This is a genomic window from Rhizobacter sp. (genome assembly GCF_035702065.1).
Lineage (GTDB): Bacteria > Pseudomonadota > Gammaproteobacteria > Burkholderiales > Burkholderiaceae_C > Rhizobacter.
In genome coordinates, this window is record NZ_DASSRA010000235.1 from 1 (window position 1) to 21,931 (window position 21,931).

Here is a 21,931-nt window from a genome sequence, read left to right on the forward strand (position 1 = left end):
TGGTCGGGCTGGGCCGCCGTGGCGCTCAGCCGGGCCTCCAAAGCTTCGCGCGAGGGCAGCGCCTCGCCGTTCCAGAAGATGCTGCCGTCGAAGTCGATGTCGATCGTCACCACCACCGGCGGCGCGGTGGGCGGCGGCGGGTTGCCGCTGGGCATGTTGAGGTTGACCGAGTGCAGCTGGATCGGGATCGTGATGATCAGCATGATCAGCAGCACCAGCATCACGTCGATCAGCGGCGTGGTGTTCATCTCGACCATCACCTCCGGCTCGCCGCCGCTGCTCGAACCTACGTTCATTCCCATGTGTGGACTCCTGGGTCAGCCGCGCGGCGGCGGCTCGGTGACGAAGCTGATCTTCTGGATGCCCGCGCGCTGGCAGGCGAAGACCACGCGGCCGACGGACTCGTAGCGCGACTTGCCGTCGCCACGGATGTGGATCTCGGGCTGCGGCACCATCACCGACACCTTCTTCAAGCGCTCGACAAGCGCGTTGTTGTCCGCCACCGCGCCGGCGTTCCAGAACACCTCGCCATCCTGCGTGACCGAGATCTCGATGTTCTCGGGCTTGGTCTGGCGGACGATGTTGGTCTCCTTGGGGAGTGAGACCGCGGCGTTCTGCGTGACGACCGGCACGGTGATCAGGAAGATGATCAGCAGCACCAGCATCACGTCGACCAGCGGCGTGGTGTTGATGGCCGACACCACGTCGTCGTCATCGCCGTCGGCGGCCCCGACATTCATCGCCATGGCTGTTCTCCCGGCCCGCTCAGCGCGCCGCGCGGGCCGAGCCCAGCAGCACGCCGTGAAGGTCGGCGCCGAAGCTGCGCACCGACTCCATGGCCGTCTTGTTGCGGCGGACCAGCCAGTTGTAGCCCAGCACCGCCGGCACGGCGACCGCCAGGCCGATGGCCGTCATCAGCAGCGACTCGCCTACCGGGCCGGCCACCTTGTCGATGGACGCCTGGCCGGCGATGCCGATGGCGGTCAGCGCGTTCAGGATGCCCCACACGGTGCCGAACAGGCCGACGAAGGGTGCCGTGGAGCCGACGGTTGCGAGAACGGCCAGGCCGTCCTGCAGGCGGCTCTGCACGTTGTCCATCGCGCGCTGCACGCTCATGCCGATCCAGGTGTTGCGGTCGATGTTGGCGGTGAGCTCGCCGGCGTGGTCCTTGCCCGCCTCGACGCCGCTTTCGGCGATGAACTGGAAGGCGCTGCCGGCCTTGAGCGTCTTCATGCCGTCGGACAGGCTGGCCGACTTGAAGAAGCTCTGGCGGGCCGTGCGGGCTTCGCCGCTCAGCTTGAAGCTCTCGTACAGCTTGGTGACGAGGATGTACCAGCTGGCCGCACTCATGATCACCAGGATGATCAGCGTACCGCGGGCCACCACGTCACCTTGCGCCCACAGGTGCTTCAGGTCGTACGGGTTCTCGACGACTTCCTTGCTCACCGCGGGAGCAGGCGCGGCCCCGACGGCCGCCGGTTCGGCGGCCGGTGCGCTGGCCGGCGCCTGGGCCGGGTCTTGCGCTGAAGCGGGCGCCGCCAGCACCGCCATGGCGGCAAGCAGGGTGGCAACAAGGAGTCGGTTCAGTCGGTTGAGGAAGGCCATGCTGTGATCCAGATGAATGAAGGGAAGGAACGGGTCAGCGCGTGCTGAAGACGAGGGGCACCAGCACGCCGGCAACGTCGTGCGGCTGTGCCGTGCACCGGAACTGCGCCACGGTCTCCAGGCTGTGCCGGTTGAACGCACGGTGGGTCGAGCGGACGATGGCGGCGTTCTTCACCTGGCCATCCGCGCCGATGGTGAACGACACCAGCACCTCGCCCTGGTCGATCTGCGCGCGCGTCGCCTCGCGCGGGTAGCCGGCGTCCAGCAGCACCTGCCTGTAGCCCGGGCAGCTGACGCCCACCGAGGGCGCTGCGGGGGCAGGCGCCGGGGGCGCGGCCACGGGCGCCACGGGCGCGATCACCGCGCTCGGCGGCGGCTCGGCGACGGTCGCGGTGATGCTGGGCTGCGCGGGCGCGGGCACCTGCACCTCGGGCGGCGGGATGAAGGGCGGCGGCGGGGCGTCCAGCTTCGGGGGCGGCTGCACCGCCACCTCGGGCGGGGGCGGCGGCTTGACGATCTCTTCGATCACCTTCGTGTCGATGGGTGCGCGCACCACGTCGACCACCTTGCGGGCCAAGCCGCTCATCAGGGCGTACACCAGCGCGGCGTGGAAGAGCACGACAAAGCCCACGCCCAGCACGTTGCGGCGGGGGTCAACCTGGGCGCGTGAGAAATCCATGCTTCGAAACTCCGGCGAGTCGAGGGCGCCAGGCACCACGCCAGCCCTCGAAACAAAACCAGTTTAGTACCAGTAATACCAATGTGTCAATTGGTATGACAGCTGGAAAATCTGTTTCGAAACAATAGGTTAGAAGAACAGAGGGTTTGCCTCACCCCGCGCCATGGGCTAGGAATGGGCGCAGGAAGGCGACTTCGATACCAGTCCAAGGCCAGCTAGGCGAGCCAGTCGATGGGCCCGCCGCGGCTCGCCAGGAAGGCATTGGCCGCGCCGAAGTGGCCGTTGCCGACGAAGGGCACCGGCGGGCGGCGCGCCGACAGCGGCGACGGGTGGTTGGCCTTCAGCACCAGCGTGTCGTCCGGCGCGCCGGCATGGGCCGCGATCAGCGGCTCGAAGCGCTGCGCATGCGCGCCCCACAGCAGGTAGACGGCAGGCTGCGGGCGCGCAGCCACGGCCTGGATCAGGTTCGCCGTCAGGCTCTCCCAGCCGCGCCCGGCGTGGCTGGCGGCGGCGCCCTCCTCCACCGTCAGCGAGGTGTTGAGCAGCAGCACGCCCTGGCGCGCCCAGGCCGACAGGTCGGTGCTCGCCGGCGCGCGGCCGAACTCGCGCTGCAACTCGCCGAAGATGTTGCGCAGGCTGGGCGGCGTGCGCACGCCCTCGGGTACCGAGAACGCCAGGCCGTGCGCCTGCCCGGGGCCGTGGTATGGGTCCTGCCCGACGATGACCACGCGCACTGCATCGAGCGGCGTCAGCTCCAGCGCCTTCAGCACTTCGGCCGGGTAGACGGTGGCGCCGGCCGCCACGCGGGCATCCACGTGTGTCACCAGGGATTTGGCTTCGTCGGTGTGGCGCCACGCCTCGATCATGGGCCGCCACGACGGCGACGCACGGTCGAGGAGTCGGCTGAGCGGCTGGGCCAGCGAACTCACGCGAAAAGGGCAGCGAGCGCGGCGCCCGGATCCGGCGCACGCATGAAGGTTTCGCCCACCAGGAAGGCATGCACCTTGGCGTCGCGCATGCGCTGCACGTCGGCCGGGCCGAGGATGCCGCTCTCGGTGACGAGCAGCCGGTCGGCGGGCACGCGCGGCAGCAGGCCGAGCGTGGTGTCCAGCGTCACCTCGAAGGTGCGCAGGTTGCGGTTGTTGATGCCCAGCAGCGGGGTCTTCAGGCGCAGGGCGCGGTCGAGCTCGGCACCGTCGTGCACCTCCACCAGCACCGCCATGCCGAGGGCATGGGCCTGGGCTTCGAGGTCGGCCATCTGCGCGTCGTCCAGGCAGGCGGCAATCAGCAGGATGCAGTCGGCACCCATCGCCCGCGCCTCGAACACCTGGTAGGCGTCGACCATGAAGTCCTTGCGCAGCACCGGCAAGGCGCACGCGGCGCGCGCCTGCTGCAGGTAGGCCGCGGCGCCCTGGAAGAACTGCACGTCGGTCAGCACGCTCAGGCAGGCGGCGCCATGGCGCTCGTAGCTCGCGGCGATCTCGGCCGGCACGAAGTGCTCGCGGATCACGCCCTTGCTGGGGCTAGCCTTCTTGACCTCGGCGATCACCGCGGCGCGGCCGGCGGCGATCTTGGCACGCAAGGCACCGGCAAAGTCGCGCTGGCCGCCGAGCGATTCGGCGTCGCGGCGCAGCGAGGCCAGGTCGCGCTTGAGCCGAGCCGCCGCGATCTCCTCGCGCTTGACGGCGACGATCTTGTCCAGGATGTCGCTCATGCTCAGGCCGCCTTGAACTGCTGCGTGGCCGCAACGAACTGGCTCAGCTTCTTCAGCGCCCCGCCCGAGGCCACGGCTTCGCGCGCGCGCTTCACGCCATCGGCCACCGAGCTCGCCACGTTGGCGCAGTACAGCGCCGCGCCGGCGTTGAGCAGCACGATGTCGCGCATGGGCCCGTCTTCGTTGGCAAAGGCGCGCTGGATGCACTGCACCGACTCGTTCCTGTCGGCCACCTTGAGCACGCGCGTGTCGTACACCGGCATGCCGAAGTCGCTGGGGTGCACCACGTACTCGCGCACCTCGCCGTTCTTCAGCTCGCCGACCAGCGTCTCGCCGGAGAGCGAGATCTCGTCCATGCCGTTCATGCCGTAGACCACCATCACGTGCTCGGAGCCCAGGCGCTGCAGAACGCGCACCTGGATGCCCACCAGGTCGGCATGGAACACGCCCATCAGCTGGTTGGGCGCCCCAGCCGGGTTGGTGAGCGGGCCCAGGATGTTGAACAGCGTGCGCACGCCCATCTCCTTGCGCACCGGCGCGGCATGCTTCATCGAGGCATGGTGGTTGGGCGCGAACATGAAGCCGATGCCGGTTTCGTCCAGGCACTGCGCCACCTGCGTGGGCGTGAGGTTGACGTTGGCGCCGAAGGCCTCGAGCACGTCGGCACTGCCCGTGCTCGACGACACGCTGCGCCCGCCGTGCTTGGCGACGCGCGCGCCGGCGGCAGCGGCGACGAACATCGCGGCGGTGGAGAGGTTGAAGGTGTGGGCCGCATCGCCCCCGGTGCCGCAGAGGTCGACCAGGTTGGTCTTGTCGGCGATGGCCACAGGCGCAGCGAACTCGCGCATCACCTGGGCGGCGGCGGCGATCTCGCCGATGGTTTCTTTCTTGACGCGCAGGCCCATGGCAAAGGCCGCGATCATCACCGGCGACATCTCGCCGCTCATGATGCGGCGCATCAGCGTGAGCATCTCGTCATGGAAGATCTCGCGGTGCTCGATGACGCGGGCCAGGGCTTCGGTGTTGGTGATCGTCATGGCTTGCTTTCAGGCAGACAGGTAGTCGCGGATCTCGGCGATGGCGCGGTCCACGCCTTGCGCATCCACGTCGAGGTGGGTCACGAAGCGCAGCCGGTACAGGCCGGTGGCCAGCACGCCGCGCGCTTTGAGGTGGGGCAGCAGGCCGGCGGCACGCTCGCCCTGCACGTCGGCAAACACCATGTTGGTCTGCGGCGGCTCGACGACGAGGTTCGGCAGGCCGCTCAGGCCCTGCGCCAGGCGCTGAGCGAGCGCGTGGTCGTCGGCGAGGCGGGCGACATGGTGGTCCAGCGCGTGCAGCGCCGCCGCCGCGAGTACGCCGGCCTGGCGCATGCCGCCGCCCAGCATCTTGCGCCAGCGGTGGGCGCTCTTGATGAGCGCCTTGGACCCGCACAGCGCGGAGCCGACCGGCGCGCCCAAGCCTTTTGAGAAGCACACCGAGACCGTGTCGAAGTGCTGAGCGATGGCGCTCACCGGCACCTGCAGCGCCGTGGCCGCGTTGAACACACGCGCCCCGTCGAGGTGGGTGGCCAGCCCGCGCTGGCGCACGAGCGCCGTGGCCTGCGCCAGGTAGTCCAGGCCCAGGACCTTGCCGCCCAGGGTGTTTTCCAGGCACAGCAGGCGCGAGCGGGCGAAGTGCGCGTCGTCGGGCTTGATGGCGGCCTCGATGTCGCGCAGGGCCAGCGTGCCGTCGGCTTGATGCTCCAGCGGCTGCGGCTGCACGCTGCCCAGCACCGCCGCGCCGCCGGCTTCCCAGCGGTAGGTGTGCGCCATCTGGCCGACGATGTACTCGTCGCCGCGTGCGCAGTGGCTCATGATGGCGATCAGGTTGCTCTGCGTGCCGCTGGGCACGAAGAGCGCCGCCTCCTTGCCCGTCATTGACGCGATGCGCTCCTGCAACGCGTTGACGGTCGGGTCGTCCCCGAACACGTCGTCGCCCAGCTCGGCGCGGGCCATCGCCTCGCGCATCGCCGCGGTCGGCTTCGTGACCGTGTCGCTGCGCAAGTCGACGGTCTTCATGAGCGCAGCTCCAGGAAGTTCTTCAGCATCGCGTGCCCGTGCTCGGTGAGGATGGACTCGGGGTGGAACTGCACGCCCTCCAGCGGCGTCTGGGTACCGGCCAGCTCGGTGTGGCGCACGCCCATGATCTCGTCGTCCTGCGAGGTGGAGGTGATCTCCAGCTGCTTGGGCAGCGTCGCCCGCTCGATCACCAGCGAGTGGTAGCGGATCACGGTGAACTGCTCCGGCAGGTCGGCGTAGACGCCGCGCCGGTCGGTGGTGATCACGTCGGTCTTGCCGTGCATCTGCGTCTTGGCGCGAATGATCCTGCCACCCAGCGCCGCGCCGATGGCCTGATGGCCCAGGCACACGCCGAGGATGGGCAGCTTGCCGGTGAAGTGCTTGATGCTGTCCACGCAGATTCCGGCCTCGGCCGGCGAGCACGGACCAGGGGACAGCACCAGCTTGGCGGGCTTGAGTTCGCTGATGCCTTCGAGCGTGATCTCGTCGTTGCGGAACACGCGCACGTCCTCGCCCAGCTCCGCGAAGTACTGAACCAGGTTGAAGGTGAAGCTGTCGTAGTTGTCGATCATGAGCAGCATGTCAGAAGCCCTCCTCGACGAGTTCGGCAGCGCGAAGGAGCGCACGCGCCTTCGCTTCGGTTTCCTTCCACTCCAGCTCAGGGACTGAATCGGCGACCACGCCCGCCGCGGCCTGCACGTACAGCGTGTTGTCCTTGACGATGCCGGTGCGGATGGCGATCGCCACATCCATGTCGCCGGCAAAGCTCAGGTAGCCGCAGGCGCCGCCGTAGATGCCGCGCTTGACGGGCTCCAGCTCGTCGATGATCTCCATGGCCCGCACCTTGGGTGCACCGGTCAGCGTGCCGGCGGGGAAGGTGGCCTTGAGCACGTCGAGGCTGGTCATGCCGTCCTTCAGCAGGCCCTCGACGTTGCTCACGATGTGCATCACGTGCGAGTAGCGCTCGATCACGAAGGCGTCGGTCACCTTCACGCTGCCGGTCTTGGCGATGCGGCCGATGTCGTTGCGCGCCAGGTCGATCAGCATCACGTGCTCGGCACGCTCCTTGGGGTCGGCGCTGAGTTCGGCTTCGAGTGCCTTGTCCTGCTCAGGCGTGGCGCCGCGCGGCCGCGTGCCGGCCAGCGGGCGGATGGTGACCTTCTGGCCCTCGGGCGTGTTCTCCTGGCGCACCAGGATCTCGGGCGAGGCGCCGACGATCTGGAAGTCGCCCATGTCGTAGAAGTACATGTAGGGCGAAGGGTTCAGCGAGCGCAGCGCGCGGTACAGGCTGAGCGGCGACTCGGTGTAGCGCTTCTGCAGCCGCTGGCCCACCTGCACCTGCATCATGTCGCCGGCGGCGATGTATTCCTTGGCCTTGAGCACGGCGGCGATGTAGTCGTCCTTGGCGAACTCGCGCTCCACGGTGTGCGAGCTGCCGCGCTTCACCGGCGGCGCGGTCACGCTGTACCTGAGCTTGTCGGTGAGTTCGGCGAGGCGCCGCTTGCCGCGGAAGTAGGCCTCGGGCTGGCTCGGGTCGGCGTAGACGATCAGGTAGAGCCGGCCCGACAGGTTGTCGATGACGGCGAGTTCTTCGCACTGCAGCAGCAGCACGTCGGGCGTGTCGATGCCGCCGGGTTTGCTCGTCTTGGCCAGCTTGGGCTCGATGTAGCGCACCGCGTCGTAGCCGAAGTAACCCGCGAGGCCGCCACAGAAGCGCGGCATGCCGGGGCGCAGCGCCACCTTGAAGCGCTTCTGGTAGCTGGCGATGAAGTCCAGCGGGTTGCCCTCATGGCTCTCGACGGTCTGGCCGTCGGTCACCACCTCGGTGTGAAAGCCGGTCGAGCGCAGCAGCGTGCGCGCCGGCAGGCCGATGAACGAATAGCGCCCGAAGCGCTCGCCGCCCACCACCGATTCGAGGAGAAAGCTGTGCTTGCCGCTGCCCGTGCCATAGGCCAGCTTGAGGTACAGCGAGAGGGGGGTTTCGAGGTCCGCAAAGGCCTCGGCCATCAGCGGAATGCGGTTGTAGCCTTCAGCGGCAAGGCTCTTGAATTCAAGTTCGGTGATCACGTTGCAGGGCCCTCCACGGCCCGGCGAGCCGCACATGCGCAGCCCGCGTGGTGATTTGATTCAGACGGTCGGCTGCGGGTGGGTGCAGCCGGTGGAGCCGGGGCGCGCAACGTTCGATGGGGAGCGTGCGTCGCCGGCGGCAAACTAAACCTGCGCAGGCTGGCGACGCCAGGGCCATGCTCCCCGGTCGTTCGACCCTTTGGTTTGTTTGCGCGCAATGAACATCGAAAAAGTGTAGCAGTACCGGGTTTGCCTCCCCCTCTGATGGGCGGCCCCGGGAAATCATCACAGACAAGACAGGGGCGAGTTGAGACAATCGCAGTTTGCGCACACTCGTGCGATATCTTTGCCGGGCGGTGACCTGATTGCCGCGCGGTCCATGGAGGCCCCTGTGATCCGTCGTCGTCTGATTTCCCTCTCGATCGCCACCCTGCTCACGGGTGCCCTGTCCCTCGCCCATGCCCAGACCACCGACGTGGCCGGCGTGAAGTACGAGCCCAGCGTGCAGGTGGCCAACACGCCGCTGGTGCTCAACGGCGCGGGCATCCGCTACAAGGCGATCTTCAAGGTCTACACCGCCGGTCTGTACATGACCAAGAAGGCCAACACCACCGAGGGCGTGCTGGCCATGCCCGGCCCCAAGCGCATCCACATCGTGATGCTGCGCGACATCAACGCCACCGAACTGGGCAAGCTGTTCACGCGCGGCATGGAAGACAACGCCCCGCGCGAGGAGTTTTCCAAGTCGATTGCGGGCACGCTCAAGATGGGTGAGCTGTTCTTCGTGAAGAAGAAGCTCAGCGCCGGCGAATCGTTCTCGGTCGATTGGACGCCCGGTGTCGGCACCGTGATCCTGATCAACGGCAAGCCCTCGATCGAGCCGATCAAGGAGCCCGAGTTCTTCTCGGCCTTGACCAAGATCTGGCTGGGCCAGTCGCCCGCGGATGCCACGTTGAAGGATGCGATGCTGGGCAAGCCGACCGCCAGCCTGCAGGGCAACACCAACTGAGCGTCGTCAACCCAGGGCGTCGAGCCGGTCGATGACGCCATCGGCGTCGACGCCCGTGACCGGCTCGCCGTGGTTGTAGCCGTAGCTCACCAGCACCACCGGACATCCCGCCGCACGCGCGGCGCGGGCATCGTTGCTGGAATCGCCCACCATCAGCGTGCGGGCGGGCGCTGAACCCAGCGCCTCGCAGGTCTTGGTGAGCGGCAGCGGGTCGGGCTTCTTGCGCTCAAAGGCATCACCGCCGAACACCTGATCGAAGTAACCGGCCAGCCCCTTCTTCTCCAGCAAGGGCCGCGCGAACGCGGTGGGCTTGTTCGTGAGGCAGGCCAGCTTCAGGCCACGCCGGCGCAAGCCCTCCAGCCCTTCGACCACGCCGGGGTAGACCTCGGCCCGCTCGCCATTGATCGCCAGGTAGTGGTGCTGGTAGCGCGCCCAGGCGGCGTCGAAGGCGGCGGGCTTGCCGCCCACGTGCGCCAGGGTGCTGCGGATCAGGTGCTCCGAGCCCTTGCCCACCGTGTGCTCGATGAAGGAACGGTCGACGCCGGGCAGCGACAGGTCGGTCAGCATGGCGTTGAGCGCGGCGTCGAAGTCGCCGAGTGTGTCGACCATCGTGCCGTCGAGGTCGACGATGGCGGCCTGCAGGTGTCCCGGGGTGTTGAAGTGCATCAAAGATCCAGCGCAGGGCGGTGCTCGTCGCCGCTGACGAAGCGCCAGCGGCCCACCACCGTGGAGATGAGGAAAGCGATCGCCGCCATCGCCGCGATCACGGCCCAGGCGGACAGCCAGGCATTGTCGTAGGCGCCGAACAGGCTGGCGCGGAAGGCGCGCACGACCCAGGTGAAGGGCAGCCACGGGCTCAGATCGCGGAAGACCTGGCTGCTCAGCTCGATGGGCAGCACGCCGCCCGCCGACGAGAGTTGCAGGATCAGCAGCACCAGCGCCAAGGCCTTGCCCACGTCACCGAAGGCGCGCGTGAGCGCGAGCGTCACCAGCAGGAAGGTGATGGACGCGAGCGCCAGCGTGAGCCAGAACGCCACCGGGTGGGGCACCTGCACGCTGAGCAGCAGCGTGAGCATCAGCAGCACGATGCTGGCCTGCGTCACCACCAGCCCCACCAGGAGGGCCAGCTTGCCCAGCACCTGGGCCAGCGGCGACATGCCGCGCGCCGCTTCGGGCAGGCGCCGCAGGTGGAACATGAAGGCCATCATCACCGCCCCCAGCCACAGCGCCACCGGCACGAAGTTGGGGGCGAAACCGGTGCCGTTGTTGGCCACCGGCGCCGCCACCTCGACGAAGGGCTCCACCGAGTCGGCCAGGCCGCGCGGGCTGCCTTCGAGCGAGGGGGTGTCGCTGGGCAGCGAGGCGTCGAGCAGGTCCAGCCCCACGGCCAGGCGCGCCGTGCCGGCATGCAGCTTCTCCAGTCCGCCGCGCAAGCCCTGGGCGGACTGCGCCATGGTGCCCACGCCGTTCCTGAACTCGTCGAGCTTGGCATCGGGCGGCAGGCGCAAGGCCATGGTGTGCACGCCATCGCCCAGCGCGGCCACGCCATCGGTCAGCTTGTTCACGCCGGCATTGAGCCGGCTGGCGCCTTCGGCCAGCTGCATCTGCGCGCTGTGCGCCTTGCCCAGCCCGCCCACGAGCTGCTCGCCGCCTTCGGCCAGGGCATCGGCGGCCTTGCCGAGCTTGTCGCCGACGAAGAAGATCTCCTGGGTTTCGTCGCGCATCTGGCGCGCGCCGTCGGTCAGCAACTGCGCACCGGCCTGCAGTTGCTCCAGGCCGTGGCCCAGCTCGGCATGGCCGTCGGCCAAGGCGTAGGCGCCGTGCCTGAGGCTTTGCAGTTCGGAGGCCGGCGGACGCCTGGCGTCCATGCTGCGCACGCCACCCGCCACCTGCTTGAAGCCACCGGTGAGCTGGCCCGCTGCGTCGCTGAGCTTGAGCGCGCCCTCGCCCAGGCCACGCGAGCCCTGCTCGGCCTGGGTGAGACCGGCGTCGAGTTCGTGCGCGCCGCTGCGCAACTGGGCCACGCCTTCCTTCAGGCTGCGCACACTGCGCTGCGACCCTGCGGCGCTGGTCAGCACCAGCTCCCAGCGTTTCTCGTTGAGCGTCTCGTTGACCTGGTGGCCCAGCTCGGCGGCAAAGCGCCGCGCCATGCCGGCGGCGGTGTAGTTGTTGCCCTCGGAGGTGTAGACGATCAGCCGGCCGGCGCCGGGCGACAGGCCAGGCACCGCATTGGCGCTGAAGTCGCGCGGGATGATCAGCGCCATCACCAGCCGGCCGTCGCGCACCGCCTTGCGCGCGACCGCCTCGTCGTCGTAGAGCGTGAAGCCAAAGCTGTGCCGGGCCTGCAGCGTAGCCACCAGGTCGGCGCCGATGTGCGCCTTCTGGCCGCGGTACTCGACACCGGCATCGAGGTTGACGATGGCGGCCGGCAGCGAGCCGGCCCGTGCCGCCGGATCCCACACGCTCGCGAGGTAGATGTAGGCGTAGAGCGCCGGGATCACCAGCACGCCCAGCACCGACCAGCCGAAGGTGGGGAAGCGCTTGAACAGGCCCGCTTCGAGGCGGGCGATCGCCCAGGCGTCGCGCAGCGTCTTCATTGCGCAGCGCCGGCGGGCTTCAGCCGGCGAGCTGGACCCGCATCGCGTCGATCACGCCCTTGTAGTCGGGCTTGCCGAAGATGGCGCTGCCGGCGACGAAGGTGTCGGCGCCGGCATTGGCCACCTGGCGGATGTTGTCGACCTTGATGCCGCCGTCCACCTCGAGCCGGATGTCGCGGCCGCTCTTGTCGATGATCCTGCGTGCCTGCTCGATCTTCTTCAGCGCACTCGGGATGAAGCTCTGCCCGCCGAACCCGGGGTTCACGCTCATGATGAGGATGAGGTCGACCTTGTCGATCACCCACTCCAGCACGTCGAGCGGCTGCGCGGGGTTGAACACCAGGCCGGCCTTAGCGCCTTCGGCCTGGATCAGCTGCAGCGTGCGGTCCACGTGCGTGCTGGCGTCGGGGTGGAAGCTCACGAGATCCGCCCCGGCCTTGCAGAAGGCCTGGGCCAGCGCGTCCACCGGCCGCACCATCAGGTGCACGTCGATCGGCACCTTGCTGCCGTCGGCCTTCACCGCGTGCTTGCGCAGCGCCTCGCAGATCATCGGCCCGAAGGTCAGGTTGGGCACGTAATGGTTGTCCATCACGTCGAAGTGGATCCAGTCGGCGCCGGCCGCGATGACGTTCTTCACCTCGTCGCCCAGGCGGGCGAAGTCGGCCGACAGGATGCTGGGAGCGATGCGATAGGTGGGCTGGGTCATTCGGGCATTCTAGAAGTCTCCCTAGAATCCCGCGCATGGCCCAGCCCCAATTCACCTGCAGCGTCGTCGTGCGTCACCTGCCCGAAGAATCGCAGCTCGACGCCGGCGTCTACGCCTTCGCCTACACCATCACGGTACGCAACACCGGGCCCGTCACCGCCCAGCTGATTGCGCGCCACTGGTTCATCACCGACGCCCGCGGCCACGTCGAAGAAGTGCACGGCCTGGCGGTCGTCGGCAAGCAGCCGCTGCTCAAGCCCGGCGAGCAGTTCGAGTACACGAGCTGGCTGCGCATCGGCACGCCGCAGGGCAGCATGCGCGGCCACTTCGCCTGCATGACCGAAGACGCGCAGCCCTTCGATGCGCCGGTGGCCGAGTTCGGCCTGTCCCTCCCCTCGGCGCTGCACTGATGGCGCTTGGCGGCAAGGCCCGGCGCATCACCCCGCCCAAGGGTGGTTGGGATCTGAGTGCCCTGCTGAACGCGGCCGACGCCAACGCCAGCCTGCCCGAACGCAACCTGTGGCTGGTGCGCCTGCTGGGCTGGCTGCGCCACGCTGCCGAGCCGCTGCCCAACCAGCAGACGCCCACGCCACTCTTGCGCCTGCGCCACGTGCTCAACGTGCTGGAGCGCAACCCCGAATACCGCGCCGAAGTCAGCGCCGTGCTGCTGCGCTTCTGGCGCGAAGTGAACACGGCGGCGCTGCTGGCCGACTTCGGCTTCTCGCCACGCACGAGCCTGGTCAGCGAAATGGGCCAGCGCCTGCGCGTGCGGCTGCTGCCGGGCACACCGGCCACCACCAACCTGGCCGAGCTGTTCGTGCTGTTCTTCCCCGAACCCAGCGACGCCGCCTGGCTGGAGGCGCTCGATGCCGAGACGCTGCGGCGCATCGGGCGGCTGCTGCGCCCGGCCGACGGCCAGCCCACGCCCGAGTGGGAAGCACCGTTCCTCGATGCCATCACCTTCCTCAGCAGCGCGGTGCGCGCGTCCGGCTTCTCGCCCTTGCTGCGCGAGCGCATGAGCCCCGAGCTGCTGAACCAGGTCCCGTTCCGCCAGCTGGCCCGCGCGGCCGAGCAGATCCGCGAGCACGTGGAAAGCGGCGACACCGCGGCGCTACTGCGCGAGGCGCAGTACCTGCGTGCCCTGCTCGACCTGTGCCGCCGCTGCGCCCTGAGCGTGCACGAGCATCTGGAAGAGCACGGCGTCTCGGTCGACGTGGTGTTCGAGGTCGACCAGATGCTCAGGCGCACGCAGCGCATCGAAGACCTGCTGGGCTGCGTGATCAGCCCCGAGCCGGCGACCGAGATCATCCAGCTGATCGCCGGCCTGGTGCGCGCCGCCGAGCACCGGCGCAGCATCCGCGCCCTCTTCGCCGACCACTACTCGCTGCTCGCGCGCAAGGTGGCCGAGCGCAGCGCCGCCACCGGCGAGCACTACATCACCCGCGACCGCGCCAGCTACCGCGAGATGCTGCGCGCCGCGGCCGGCGGCGGCACCGTGCTGGCGGGCACCACTTTCGTCAAGTTCGCGATCATGGCGGTCGGCCTGTCGGCCTTCTGGGCGGGCTTCATGGCGGGCGTGAACTACGCGCTCAGCTTCGTGCTGATCCAGCTGCTGCACTTCACGGTGGCGACCAAGCAGCCGGCCATGACGGCGCCCGCCATGGCCGAGAGGCTGGGCGACGTGGCCACCGACGAGGCGGTGGAAAGCTTCGTCGACGAGGTGGCACACCTGATCCGCTCGCAGTCGGCCGGCATCATCGGCAACCTGATGGCGGTCGCGCCGCTGGTGCTGGCGGTGCAGCTCGCCTTCAAGCACGGCTTCGGCATGCCGCTGGTGGGCGAAACCGGCGCGCAGCACACGCTCGAATCGCTCAGCCTGCTGGGGCCGTCGCCGGTCTACGCCGCCTTCACCGGCGTTCTGCTGTTCGCCAGCTCGCTCATCGCGGGCTGGGTCGAGAACTGGTTCGTCTGGCACCGCATCGACAGCGCCATCGCCTGGAACCCGCGCATCGTCGCGCGACTGGGCACCGCCCGCGCCCAGCGCTGGGCCGGCTACTGGCGCGCCAACATCTCCGGCTTCGCGGCCAACATCTCGCTGGGCTTCATGCTGGGCATCGTGCCGGTGGTGATGGCCTTCTTCGCGCTGCCGCTGGACGTGCGCCACGTGACGCTGTCCACTGGCCAGCTCGCCGCCGCGGTGGGCGCGCTCGGCTTCGACCTGCTGCGCCAGGGCGCGTTCTGGTGGTGCGTGGCGGGCATCGCGCTCACCGGCGTGCTCAACCTGGCGGTGAGCTTCTTCCTGGCCTTCCGGGTGGCGCTGCGCTCGCGCGGCATCCGCCTGAACGACCGCAGCCGCATCTACCGCGCCATCCGGCGGCGGCTGTGGCGCAAGCCGATGTCGTTCATCTGGCCCCCGAAAACCTAATCCTTGCGCTCGTCGTCTTGACGGCGCTCGCCGCCCTTGCGGCCCGAGAACATGGTCCACCACACGATCAACACCAACACGGCCAAGGCGGCCAAGGCTTCGAGCAACAGCAGACCCATGAGGAAGGTGTTCGCAGGCGCCAGGCGGCTTCTGGCGGCGGCGATTCTAGGCGGGCTCGCCGCCTGCGCGCCTTACCCGCACACCCCGGAGCCGCCGCCATCGGACCGGCCCGCCGCATCACCCACCACCCCGTCGGCGGTGATGCAACGCGGCCGCAGCCGCTGGCTTGCCGCCGACTGGACCGACCTGCCCGGCTGGGAGGCCGACGCCCTCACCGAGTGGTGGCCCGCCCTGCTGCGCGGCTGCGACAACAAGCCGCCGCTCGAATGGGCGCGCGTCTGCACCGACGCGCAGAAGGTCGCGCCGGCCTCGGATGCCTCGGCCCGCGCCTGGCTGCGCCAGCGCCTGCAGCCGTGGCGGGTCGAGTCGCCCGAGGGCTCGACCGACGGCCTGCTCACCGGCTACTTCGAGCCCCTGGTCGAAGCGCGGCGCACGCCGGGCGGCGCCTTCCGCATCGCGCTCTACGGCGCGCCCGCCGACCTCAACACCCGCAAGCCCTACTGGACGCGCCAGCAGCTCGCCACCAGCGCGGCGGCGCAAGCCTCGCTGCGCGGCCTGGCGATCGCCTACGTGGCCGACCCGCTGGATGCACTGATCCTGCAGATCCAGGGCTCGGGCCGCCTGCAGCTCACCGAGGCCACAGGCCAGCGCAAGCTGGTGCGCGTGGCCTTTGCCGGGCACAACGACCAGCCCTACAAGTCGGTGGGCAAGTGGTTGATCGAGCAGGGCGAATTGCGCGCCGAGCAGGCCTCGTGGCCGGCCATCAAGGCCTGGGCACGCGCCAACCCCAAGCGGCTGGACGAGATGCTGTGGAGCAACCCACGCTTCGTGTTCTTCCGCGAAGAGCCCCTGCCCGACCCGGCGGTGGGGCCCAAGGGCGCGCAGGGCGTGCCGCTGACGCCGGGCCGCTCGATCGCGGTCGACGCGCAAAGCGTGCCCTACGGCACCCCGGTGTGGCTGGACAGCACCGAGCCGCTCTCCAGCACGCCGCTGCGCCGCCTGGTGATGGCGCAGGACACCGGCAGCGCGATCACCGGCGCCGTGCGGGCGGACTACTTCTGGGGCTGGGGAGAGGTGGCGGAGCAGCAGGCGGGGCGGATGAAGCAGCCGCTCAAGATGTGGGTCTTGTGGCCGCGATGAGCCCCACCGCGCATCTTGTGGCCTCGCCGGCCACCAACCGCTCAGCCTGAGGTATCGAAGGCCCGCTCAGGCCGTGCCCGGCTTCGATACCTCAGCCCGAACGGACTGGGATTCGCCGGCAAATCAGGCCGGCACCCGCGCCGCCTCCTTCATGGTCTGGCTCACCACGCCGTACACCTCGATCCAGGCCTCGCGCACCTCGGGCGTGACGGCCACGCCGATGCCCTGCTGCAAGGTGGTGAGCAGCGCGCTGCCCACGGTGTCGTAGTGCTCATCGCGCACGCCGTAGTCGGCATGGCGGCGTCCCAGGCTCTGCAGTGCGGGGACCAGCAGCTGCGGCTTGTCGAGCAGGCCCACGGCCACGCCGATCATCTTCATCAGCCGCTCGCCCTGCACGACCATGTCGCTCTTGAACAGGCTCTGCAACGAAGGGTCGAGCGCAAAGAGGTTGGCGTAGAACAGCTCGGCAGCCTGCGGTGCGATCGGCTCGACGAGGTCGAAGCTTTCCTTCACCAGTTGGGCGGTGTACTCATCCATGGCGATTCCTCCGAGCGGTGCATGGCGATGCGTGCCGGTGGAATCAATGCAAACAGCGCGCCGCCCCGGCGCGGTGCGACCGGAGGGCAGACCTGGGTCGGGAGGCTCAGATCAGGGTCTGCGCGAGGCGGACGACAACGATCGCCGCACCGGCAAACGCCACCAGCACCCAGTTGGGCAGAAAGCCGTGGGGTGCATGCACGTGGCGATGACGAGGTTTGTCAGTCATGTGAGTTCCAGCTTCAGAAGCGACCCATTTGGGCGGTTTCCGGCGGCTCACAGGGGGTTTGGAGCCGTCAGGCCCCTTATAGCGATCTTCGTGCCAGCTTCGCCGACAACTCAGTGGCAGGCACGGCCCGTCGGGCGGCCGAAGAACTCGATGTAGTGCGCGACGGCGTCGCCGTTGTTGCCCACCAGGCGCACGGCGTGGTGGATCTGCACGTCGGGCACGTCGAGCAGCCAGGACCAGCGTGCGACTTCCAGCGGGTCGGCCACATCCACCTGGGGCTGGCAGGGGCCTTCGAGAGTGGGAGTGGGGTCGGAGTACATGGCGACACAGGATTGCGTTTGGATACCCGTTTATCGGCCATTCGCACCGCCGACTTGAGCCGCGCGAGCGTGGAGTAAGCGCTCAGGCCACCACCGTGCGATTGCGCCCGGTCGTCTTGGCCCGGTACATGGCGCGGTCGGCGCGCTCGATGATGGCGTCGACCCGGTCGTCGCTGCTGCACACGCCGATGCCGGCCGAGAAGGTGACGGCCAGCTTGGGTGCGATGTGGTCGAAGCTGCGCCCCGCCAGGAGGATGCGCATGCGCTCCACGCACTGCAGGGCGTCTTCGGCGCCGGTGTTGGGCAGCATCAGCAGGAACTCCTCGCCGCCCCAGCGGGCCAGCGAGTCGCCGGCGCGCAATGCGTTGCTGATCACGTCGGCAAAGATCTGCAGCACCTGGTCGCCGGCCTGGTGGCCGAACAGGTCGTTGACGCGCTTGAAGTGGTCGATGTCCATCAGCACCATGCTGATCGGCGCGTGGCTGCGCGACTGGCGGCCGCGCTCGGCCATGATCAGCGTCGACATGTGGCGGCGGTTCGACAGGCTGGTGAGCTCGTCTTGCGTGGCCAGCAGGCGGTTCTGCGCCAGCGCGCTTTCCAGCTGGGCCTTCTGGTGGCGCAGCTTGCTGCGGATGTCGCTCAGCAGCCCGGCCAGCCGGCCGATGGTGGGCAGCATCAGCGCCACCAGCAGGAAGTGCAGCACTTCCTCGCGCAGCGGGTGGGTGTGCGGCCAGGCCCAGGCGCACCAGCCCATGGTCGCGCCCATCACCAGCACGCCCAGCACCGCCATGCGGCGCGCCTGCAGCGGGGTGAGCGCGAACACGCCGAAGAACTGGCCCAGCAGCAGCGTCATGAGCATGGCCCCGCGGATCGGGCCCGCCACCAGGTAGGCGGCGCAGGTGGAGGCGACGCAGACCAGGCACTGGGCCTGCGTGAGCGCCGGGTCGGCCACGAAACGCTGGTTGAGGCCGCTGCGGATCAGGACATAGAACAGGGCCGAGACGCCCAGCACGCTGGCAATGAGCACCGCGGCGGGCCGCCAGTCGATCACGCCGAACACCACACCCAGGGCGAGGATGGCGCTCAAGCCCAGGTAAACGGCCGAAGCCACCAGCGATTGCGTGACGCGCACACGCTGGTTCCGGTCGACGCCCAGGACGGCGTCAACCCATCGGGTGACTTCAACTCCATTCATGTCGTGCTCGTTATCGGCAGCGGGCGGCGTAACTGAACGGTACCGTTTCCCTGCCCCGCGGGAAAGCACACACGTTGTAAGGGTCACCCCCTGAACCGGGGTCTGACGACAAGGACGGGCGGCGGTTCGTGAACCTCGTCGCGGTGCCTGCCTCTTTCTGCCCTACTTCGGTGTCGGGCTTTCGCTGCGGCGCGGCGCGGCCGTCGGCAGCGACCACAGCCACAGCGCGACCGCCAGGCAGCACACGCCCGGGGCCCAGCGCCAGGGCGAAGCAACCACGAACCAGGTGCCGATGGAGCTGACGGCCATCATCGCGGTGGCCAGCTGCTTGGCCCGCAGCGGCACGGCGCGGTGGGCACGCCAGTCGCGCACCATCGGCCCGAAGTGCCGGTGCGCCAACAGCCAGCGCTCCCAGCGCTCGCTGCCGCGCGAGAAGCAGAAGGCCGCCAGCAGCACCAGCGGCGTGGTCGGCAGCAGCGGCACCACGATGCCGATCACGCCGATCAACAAACAGAGCGCGCCGGCGAGCAACCAGAGGGCGCGCGACCAACGCGTACGGAAATTGCTCGGCGGTCTGTGGCTCGACATGCCCTCGATCCTACGGAGATTCCATGCCCGACACCCCGACCCTCGTCATCCGCAACGGCCGCGTGCTCGATGCCGCCTCCCGCAACGCACCCCCGGCCGACCTGCTGGTGCAAGGCGGCACCATCACCGGGATTGGAGAACCCGGCCTGGAAGCACCGCCCGGCGCGCAGCTCTTCGACGCCAGCGGCCTGCTGCTGCACGCCGGCCTGGTCAACGGCCACACCCACGGCAGCGGCAACCTCACCAAGGCCACGCACGACCGCTGGACGCTGGAGCTGCTGCTCAACGGCGCGCCCGGCTGGGCGGCCAACCACACGCTGGCGCAGAAGGCGCTGGGCACCACCATCGGCGCCATCGAGATGCTGCAGAAGGGCTGCACCACCTGCTACGACCTGACCTTCGGCTTCCCGCTCGTCACCGTCGACGAGCTGATCGCCATTGGCCAGGCCTACGTGGACGCCGGCATGCGCGCCGTGGTGGCGCCCATGCTGCAGGACATCTCCTTCTACAAGGCCATCCCCGGCCTCTACGACGCACTGCCCGAGCCGCTGAAGAAGCAGCTCAATGCCGAGGGCGGCGACACCGCCTTCATCCTGCGCCAGATGGAAGAGGCGCTGCAGCGCTGGCCGCACGACAAGGCGCAGGTGCAGCTGGGCATCGCGCCGACCATCCCGCTGCACTGCTCGGATGAACTGACACGCGGCTGCGCGCAGCTGGCCGCCAAGTACGGCGCGCCGCTGCAATCGCACGTGGCCGAATCCAAGGTGCAGGCGGTGGCCGCGCTGCAGCGCTGGGGCCATTCGCTCACCGCGCACTTCGAGTCGCTGGGCATGCTGGGGCCGAACTTCACCGTGGCCCACGGCGTGTGGCTGGACGACGACGACATGCGCCGCCTGGCCGCGCACGGCAGCTCCGTCTCCCACAACCCCGGCAGCAACATGCGCCTGGGCGCCGGCATCGCCCACGCGCGGCGCATGCTGGAGCTGGGCGTGAACCTCGCCATCGGCACCGACGGCGCGATCTGCGCCGACAACCAGAACATGTACGAGGCGATGCGCTACGCCTCCATGGTCTCGAACGTGCGCGGGCCCGACTACACGCAGTGGCTCACCGCGCCCGAGGTCTTCCACGCCGCCACCGCGGGTGGCGCGCGCGCCACCGGTTTCAGCAAAGCCGGCACGCTGGCGGCGGGCCGGCTGGCCGACATCGTCTTCCTCGACCTCGGCGCCATCAACTGGATCCCGCTCAACGACCCGGCCAACCAGGTGGTGCTGACCGAAGACGCCACCAGCGTGCGCCACGTGATGGTGGGCGGCCGCTGGGTGGTGCAGGACGGCCGCCATGTGCACAGCGACCTGCGCGCCCTGGCCCAGCAGGCCCAGGCCGCCACCGCCGAGCTGGCCGTGGCCAACGCCGAGGGCAAGTACCTCGCCGATGCGCTGGAGCAGGCGGTGGGGAGCTTCTGCATCGGCCTGTGCCGCAGCCCCTTCCACCTGCACCGCTACGGGGGGCCACCGGGTCTCTGACGCTGCGGCTTGGTGCGCAAAGACGCTGCCGGCACTGGCACGCTTGATGCGTTGCTCCATGTGCATGCACAAACTGTATGCACATTGGCCAACAACCTGCCTACAGGAGCGTCTTCGACATGAGTGACACCGCATCGCCGTCTGGCACCACCCGCCGCAGCTTCATCAAGTCCGGCGTCGCGCTCGGCGCCAGCGTGGGCGTGGGCTCGGCCCTGCTGCCCGCCGCCGCCGATGCGGCCGACCCCAAGGTGCTCAACTACCTCTCGTGGCCGGGCAACGCCGACCCCACCATCGTGGGCGAGTTCGAGAAGGAGCACGGCGTCAAGATCCGCATCAAGGAATACGTGGGCGGCGACCAGATGATGGCGGTGGTCAACCAGTCGCCCCCCGGCACCTACGACGTGGTGCTGGCCGACGCCGAGTACATGCACCTGCTCAAGGCTGCTGACTTCATCGAGCCGCTCGACCCGGCCGACTACCCGCTCAAGGACCTCTGGCCCGAGTTCCAGAAGTTCCCGCTGCACTGGATCGACAACAAGCTCTACGGCGTGATGCTCGACTTCGGCTACCTCGGCATCTCGTACAACACCAAGGCGTTCACGGCGAAGGAGGTGTCGTCGTACTCGGTGCTGTGGAGCGAGAAGGCCAAGGGCAAGGTCGGCTTCTTCGACTGGTACCTGCCCTCCATGGGCTGCATGAGCCTGGCCAGCGGCAACCGCCCGCCGTATGACCTCGACAAGGCCAAGTTCGAGGCCATGAAGAAGAAGATGTTCTCGCTGAAGTCCCAGGCCTCGGGCTTCTACACCATCGCCGACATCTTCTCGTCCATGACCAACGGCCGCGCCCTGCTCATCCCCGGCATCGGCGAGTGGATCACCCTCGGCCTGCGCACCAGCGGCGTGCCGGTCGACACCATCATCCCCGACGAAGGCGGCCTGCAGTACACCGAGTCGCTCTCCATCGTGAAGGGCACCAGCAAGAAGGATCTCGCGCGCAAGTTCATCCAGTACTCGCTCACGCCGCGCGCTCAGGTGGCCATGGCCACCAAGGTCGACAACAAGAAGAGCATCCCCTCCATGCCCGCGTGGAAGCTGCTCAACGACACCAAGCCGCAGGAGGCCCAGCTGCTGCGCATGACGCTCAAGGGCCCGAACGTGATGGACGAGTACAAGGCCAAGAAGATCCAGCTGCGCCAGCTGCCCAAGCAGCAGTCGATCGAGGACTGGAACGACACCTGGAGCCAGTTCAAGACCCTGTGATGACGGCCCCCACCGTGATCGCCAGCGCCGAGGTCAACTACGTGCCAGCCGGCACGCCGCCGCACAAGGGGCGCACCGCGGCCTCGCCGGCGGCGTTGCCGCTCGCGCTGGGCGTGCCGGTGCTGGCCTGGCAGGCGCTGTTCTTCGCCGCGCCGCTG

25 protein-coding genes are annotated in these 21,931 nt (G+C 68.9%); 6 read left to right on the top strand and 19 right to left on the bottom strand.

The window, feature by feature from the left end; genetic code table 11:
• The 10 genes from VFL64_RS10875 to trpE all read right to left on the bottom strand — a co-directional run.
• Window positions 1-302: ExbD/TolR family protein (locus VFL64_RS10875; RefSeq protein WP_489540394.1), on the bottom strand; the 302-nt coding region annotated here is incomplete at its 3' end.
• Window positions 303-317: 15 nt separating this feature from the next.
• Entirely contained in the window at window positions 318-746 is a 429-nt protein-coding gene (locus tag VFL64_RS10880; protein ID WP_489540395.1) for an ExbD/TolR family protein, read from the bottom strand.
• 19 nt (window positions 747-765) lie between these two features.
• A complete protein-coding gene (locus VFL64_RS10885; RefSeq protein WP_489540396.1) occupies window positions 766-1,605 on the bottom strand; it encodes a MotA/TolQ/ExbB proton channel family protein in 840 nt (279 codons plus the stop codon).
• Between the two features lie 34 nt (window positions 1,606-1,639).
• On the bottom strand, window positions 1,640-2,284 hold the full coding sequence (locus tag VFL64_RS10890) for a TonB family protein (protein WP_489540397.1): 645 nt from the start codon (window positions 2,282-2,284) through the stop codon (window positions 1,640-1,642).
• A 215-nt stretch (window positions 2,285-2,499) separates the two neighbouring features.
• The gene (locus VFL64_RS10895) at window positions 2,500-3,150 is read right to left on the bottom strand and encodes a uracil-DNA glycosylase (protein ID WP_489540418.1); all 651 of its coding nucleotides are present in this window, start codon (window positions 3,148-3,150) and stop codon (window positions 2,500-2,502) included.
• A 59-nt stretch (window positions 3,151-3,209) separates the two neighbouring features.
• Window positions 3,210-3,998 (bottom strand): indole-3-glycerol phosphate synthase TrpC, encoded by a 789-nt coding sequence (gene trpC, locus VFL64_RS10900; RefSeq protein ID WP_489540398.1) that lies wholly within the window; start codon window positions 3,996-3,998, stop codon window positions 3,210-3,212.
• A gap of 2 nt (window positions 3,999-4,000) precedes the next feature.
• On the bottom strand, window positions 4,001-5,035 hold the full coding sequence (trpD, locus tag VFL64_RS10905) for an anthranilate phosphoribosyltransferase (protein ID WP_489540399.1): 1,035 nt from the start codon (window positions 5,033-5,035) through the stop codon (window positions 4,001-4,003).
• A gap of 9 nt (window positions 5,036-5,044) precedes the next feature.
• Window positions 5,045-6,055 carry a low-specificity L-threonine aldolase gene (gene ltaE / locus VFL64_RS10910; RefSeq protein ID WP_489540400.1) on the bottom strand — a complete coding sequence of 337 codons (1,011 nt, stop codon included), beginning with the start codon at window positions 6,053-6,055 and terminating at the stop codon, window positions 5,045-5,047.
• Window positions 6,052-6,636, bottom strand: coding sequence for an anthranilate synthase component II (locus tag VFL64_RS10915; protein ID WP_489540401.1), 585 nt, complete (start codon window positions 6,634-6,636; stop codon window positions 6,052-6,054). Before VFL64_RS10915 ends, ltaE begins: the two co-directional genes overlap by 4 nt.
• A gap of 1 nt (window position 6,637) precedes the next feature.
• On the bottom strand, window positions 6,638-8,122 hold the full coding sequence (trpE, locus tag VFL64_RS10920; protein ID WP_489540402.1) for an anthranilate synthase component I: 1,485 nt from the start codon (window positions 8,120-8,122) through the stop codon (window positions 6,638-6,640).
• A gap of 391 nt (window positions 8,123-8,513) precedes the next feature.
• Here trpE and VFL64_RS10925 point away from each other — a divergent pair, with 391 nt between their 5' ends.
• Window positions 8,514-9,131 carry a chalcone isomerase family protein gene (locus VFL64_RS10925; protein WP_489540403.1) on the top strand — a complete coding sequence of 206 codons (618 nt, stop codon included), beginning with the start codon at window positions 8,514-8,516 and terminating at the stop codon, window positions 9,129-9,131.
• Window positions 9,132-9,137: 6 nt separating this feature from the next.
• Here the strand turns inward: VFL64_RS10925 and gph are convergent, their stop codons facing one another.
• From gph to rpe, 3 genes are read right to left on the bottom strand one after another with little or no spacing between them, the layout of a single operon-like run.
• On the bottom strand, window positions 9,138-9,797 hold the full coding sequence (gene gph, locus VFL64_RS10930) for a phosphoglycolate phosphatase (RefSeq protein ID WP_489540404.1): 660 nt from the start codon (window positions 9,795-9,797) through the stop codon (window positions 9,138-9,140).
• On the bottom strand, window positions 9,797-11,728 hold the full coding sequence (locus tag VFL64_RS10935) for a YhgE/Pip domain-containing protein (RefSeq protein ID WP_489540405.1): 1,932 nt from the start codon (window positions 11,726-11,728) through the stop codon (window positions 9,797-9,799). The genes gph and VFL64_RS10935 overlap by 1 nt, the downstream gene beginning before the upstream one ends.
• Window positions 11,729-11,747: 19 nt before the next feature.
• Complete coding sequence (rpe, locus tag VFL64_RS10940; RefSeq protein WP_489540406.1) at window positions 11,748-12,434, bottom strand: ribulose-phosphate 3-epimerase; 687 nt, start codon at window positions 12,432-12,434, stop codon at window positions 11,748-11,750.
• A gap of 35 nt (window positions 12,435-12,469) precedes the next feature.
• Between rpe and apaG the strand changes: the two genes are divergently transcribed.
• Both apaG and VFL64_RS10950 read left to right on the top strand, forming a co-directional pair.
• The gene (gene apaG, locus VFL64_RS10945; protein ID WP_489540407.1) at window positions 12,470-12,844 is read left to right on the top strand and encodes a Co2+/Mg2+ efflux protein ApaG; all 375 of its coding nucleotides are present in this window, start codon (window positions 12,470-12,472) and stop codon (window positions 12,842-12,844) included.
• The gene (locus VFL64_RS10950; protein WP_489540408.1) at window positions 12,844-14,859 is read left to right on the top strand and encodes a site-specific recombinase; all 2,016 of its coding nucleotides are present in this window, start codon (window positions 12,844-12,846) and stop codon (window positions 14,857-14,859) included. The genes apaG and VFL64_RS10950 overlap by 1 nt, the downstream gene beginning before the upstream one ends.
• Here VFL64_RS10950 and VFL64_RS10955 read toward each other — a convergent pair.
• Entirely contained in the window at window positions 14,856-14,978 is a 123-nt protein-coding gene (locus VFL64_RS10955; RefSeq protein WP_489540409.1) for a hypothetical protein, read from the bottom strand. The genes VFL64_RS10950 and VFL64_RS10955 overlap by 4 nt on opposite strands.
• Between VFL64_RS10955 and mltA the strand changes: the two genes are divergently transcribed.
• Window positions 14,977-16,119: a murein transglycosylase A gene (gene mltA, locus VFL64_RS10960; protein ID WP_489540410.1), complete on the top strand. Its 1,143-nt coding sequence runs from the start codon at window positions 14,977-14,979 to the stop codon at window positions 16,117-16,119. The genes VFL64_RS10955 and mltA overlap by 2 nt on opposite strands.
• Window positions 16,120-16,242: 123 nt before the next feature.
• On the opposite strand, the gene VFL64_RS10965 is transcribed toward mltA, so the two are convergent.
• From VFL64_RS10965 to VFL64_RS10985, 5 genes are all read right to left on the bottom strand, one after another.
• A complete protein-coding gene (locus tag VFL64_RS10965) occupies window positions 16,243-16,656 on the bottom strand; it encodes a globin family protein (RefSeq protein ID WP_489540411.1) in 414 nt (137 codons plus the stop codon).
• A gap of 106 nt (window positions 16,657-16,762) precedes the next feature.
• Window positions 16,763-16,885 carry a hypothetical protein gene (locus tag VFL64_RS10970; protein ID WP_489540412.1) on the bottom strand — a complete coding sequence of 41 codons (123 nt, stop codon included), beginning with the start codon at window positions 16,883-16,885 and terminating at the stop codon, window positions 16,763-16,765.
• A 110-nt stretch (window positions 16,886-16,995) separates the two neighbouring features.
• Entirely contained in the window at window positions 16,996-17,205 is a 210-nt protein-coding gene (locus VFL64_RS10975) for a DUF3606 domain-containing protein (protein WP_489540413.1), read from the bottom strand.
• Between the two features lie 82 nt (window positions 17,206-17,287).
• On the bottom strand, window positions 17,288-18,400 hold the full coding sequence (locus VFL64_RS10980; RefSeq protein ID WP_489540414.1) for a GGDEF domain-containing protein: 1,113 nt from the start codon (window positions 18,398-18,400) through the stop codon (window positions 17,288-17,290).
• Window positions 18,401-18,562: 162 nt separating this feature from the next.
• Window positions 18,563-18,988 (bottom strand): YbaN family protein, encoded by a 426-nt coding sequence (locus VFL64_RS10985; protein WP_489540415.1) that lies wholly within the window; start codon window positions 18,986-18,988, stop codon window positions 18,563-18,565.
• A 23-nt stretch (window positions 18,989-19,011) separates the two neighbouring features.
• Here VFL64_RS10985 and VFL64_RS10990 point away from each other — a divergent pair, with 23 nt between their 5' ends.
• Together VFL64_RS10990 and VFL64_RS10995 are read left to right on the top strand one after the other, a co-directional pair.
• On the top strand, window positions 19,012-20,514 hold the full coding sequence (locus VFL64_RS10990; protein ID WP_489540416.1) for an amidohydrolase family protein: 1,503 nt from the start codon (window positions 19,012-19,014) through the stop codon (window positions 20,512-20,514).
• 119 nt (window positions 20,515-20,633) lie between these two features.
• Window positions 20,634-21,773 (top strand): ABC transporter substrate-binding protein, encoded by a 1,140-nt coding sequence (locus VFL64_RS10995; protein ID WP_489540417.1) that lies wholly within the window; start codon window positions 20,634-20,636, stop codon window positions 21,771-21,773.
• Window positions 21,774-21,931: the final 158 nt, after the last annotated feature.

Coding starts and splice junctions, on each gene's coding strand:
- VFL64_RS10880 (WP_489540395.1), bottom strand. CDS start 746: ATGGCGATGAATGTCGGGGCCGCCGACGGCGATGACGACGACGTGGTG.
- VFL64_RS10885 (WP_489540396.1), bottom strand. CDS start 1,605: ATGGCCTTCCTCAACCGACTGAACCGACTCCTTGTTGCCACCCTGCTT.
- VFL64_RS10890 (WP_489540397.1), bottom strand. CDS start 2,284: ATGGATTTCTCACGCGCCCAGGTTGACCCCCGCCGCAACGTGCTGGGC.
- VFL64_RS10895 (WP_489540418.1), bottom strand. CDS start 3,150: ATGATCGAGGCGTGGCGCCACACCGACGAAGCCAAATCCCTGGTGACA.
- trpC (WP_489540398.1), bottom strand. CDS start 3,998: ATGAGCGACATCCTGGACAAGATCGTCGCCGTCAAGCGCGAGGAGATC.
- trpD (WP_489540399.1), bottom strand. CDS start 5,035: ATGACGATCACCAACACCGAAGCCCTGGCCCGCGTCATCGAGCACCGC.
- ltaE (WP_489540400.1), bottom strand. CDS start 6,055: ATGAAGACCGTCGACTTGCGCAGCGACACGGTCACGAAGCCGACCGCG.
- VFL64_RS10915 (WP_489540401.1), bottom strand. CDS start 6,636: ATGCTGCTCATGATCGACAACTACGACAGCTTCACCTTCAACCTGGTT.
- gph (WP_489540404.1), bottom strand. CDS start 9,797: ATGCACTTCAACACCCCGGGACACCTGCAGGCCGCCATCGTCGACCTC.
- VFL64_RS10935 (WP_489540405.1), bottom strand. CDS start 11,728: ATGAAGACGCTGCGCGACGCCTGGGCGATCGCCCGCCTCGAAGCGGGC.
- rpe (WP_489540406.1), bottom strand. CDS start 12,434: ATGACCCAGCCCACCTATCGCATCGCTCCCAGCATCCTGTCGGCCGAC.
- apaG (WP_489540407.1), top strand. CDS start 12,470: ATGGCCCAGCCCCAATTCACCTGCAGCGTCGTCGTGCGTCACCTGCCC.
- VFL64_RS10950 (WP_489540408.1), top strand. CDS start 12,844: ATGGCGCTTGGCGGCAAGGCCCGGCGCATCACCCCGCCCAAGGGTGGT.
- mltA (WP_489540410.1), top strand. CDS start 14,977: ATGAGGAAGGTGTTCGCAGGCGCCAGGCGGCTTCTGGCGGCGGCGATT.
- VFL64_RS10955 (WP_489540409.1), bottom strand. CDS start 14,978: ATGGGTCTGCTGTTGCTCGAAGCCTTGGCCGCCTTGGCCGTGTTGGTG.
- VFL64_RS10965 (WP_489540411.1), bottom strand. CDS start 16,656: ATGGATGAGTACACCGCCCAACTGGTGAAGGAAAGCTTCGACCTCGTC.
- VFL64_RS10970 (WP_489540412.1), bottom strand. CDS start 16,885: ATGACTGACAAACCTCGTCATCGCCACGTGCATGCACCCCACGGCTTT.
- VFL64_RS10975 (WP_489540413.1), bottom strand. CDS start 17,205: ATGTACTCCGACCCCACTCCCACTCTCGAAGGCCCCTGCCAGCCCCAG.
- VFL64_RS10980 (WP_489540414.1), bottom strand. CDS start 18,400: ATGAATGGAGTTGAAGTCACCCGATGGGTTGACGCCGTCCTGGGCGTC.
- VFL64_RS10985 (WP_489540415.1), bottom strand. CDS start 18,988: ATGTCGAGCCACAGACCGCCGAGCAATTTCCGTACGCGTTGGTCGCGC.
- VFL64_RS10990 (WP_489540416.1), top strand. CDS start 19,012: ATGCCCGACACCCCGACCCTCGTCATCCGCAACGGCCGCGTGCTCGAT.
- VFL64_RS10995 (WP_489540417.1), top strand. CDS start 20,634: ATGAGTGACACCGCATCGCCGTCTGGCACCACCCGCCGCAGCTTCATC.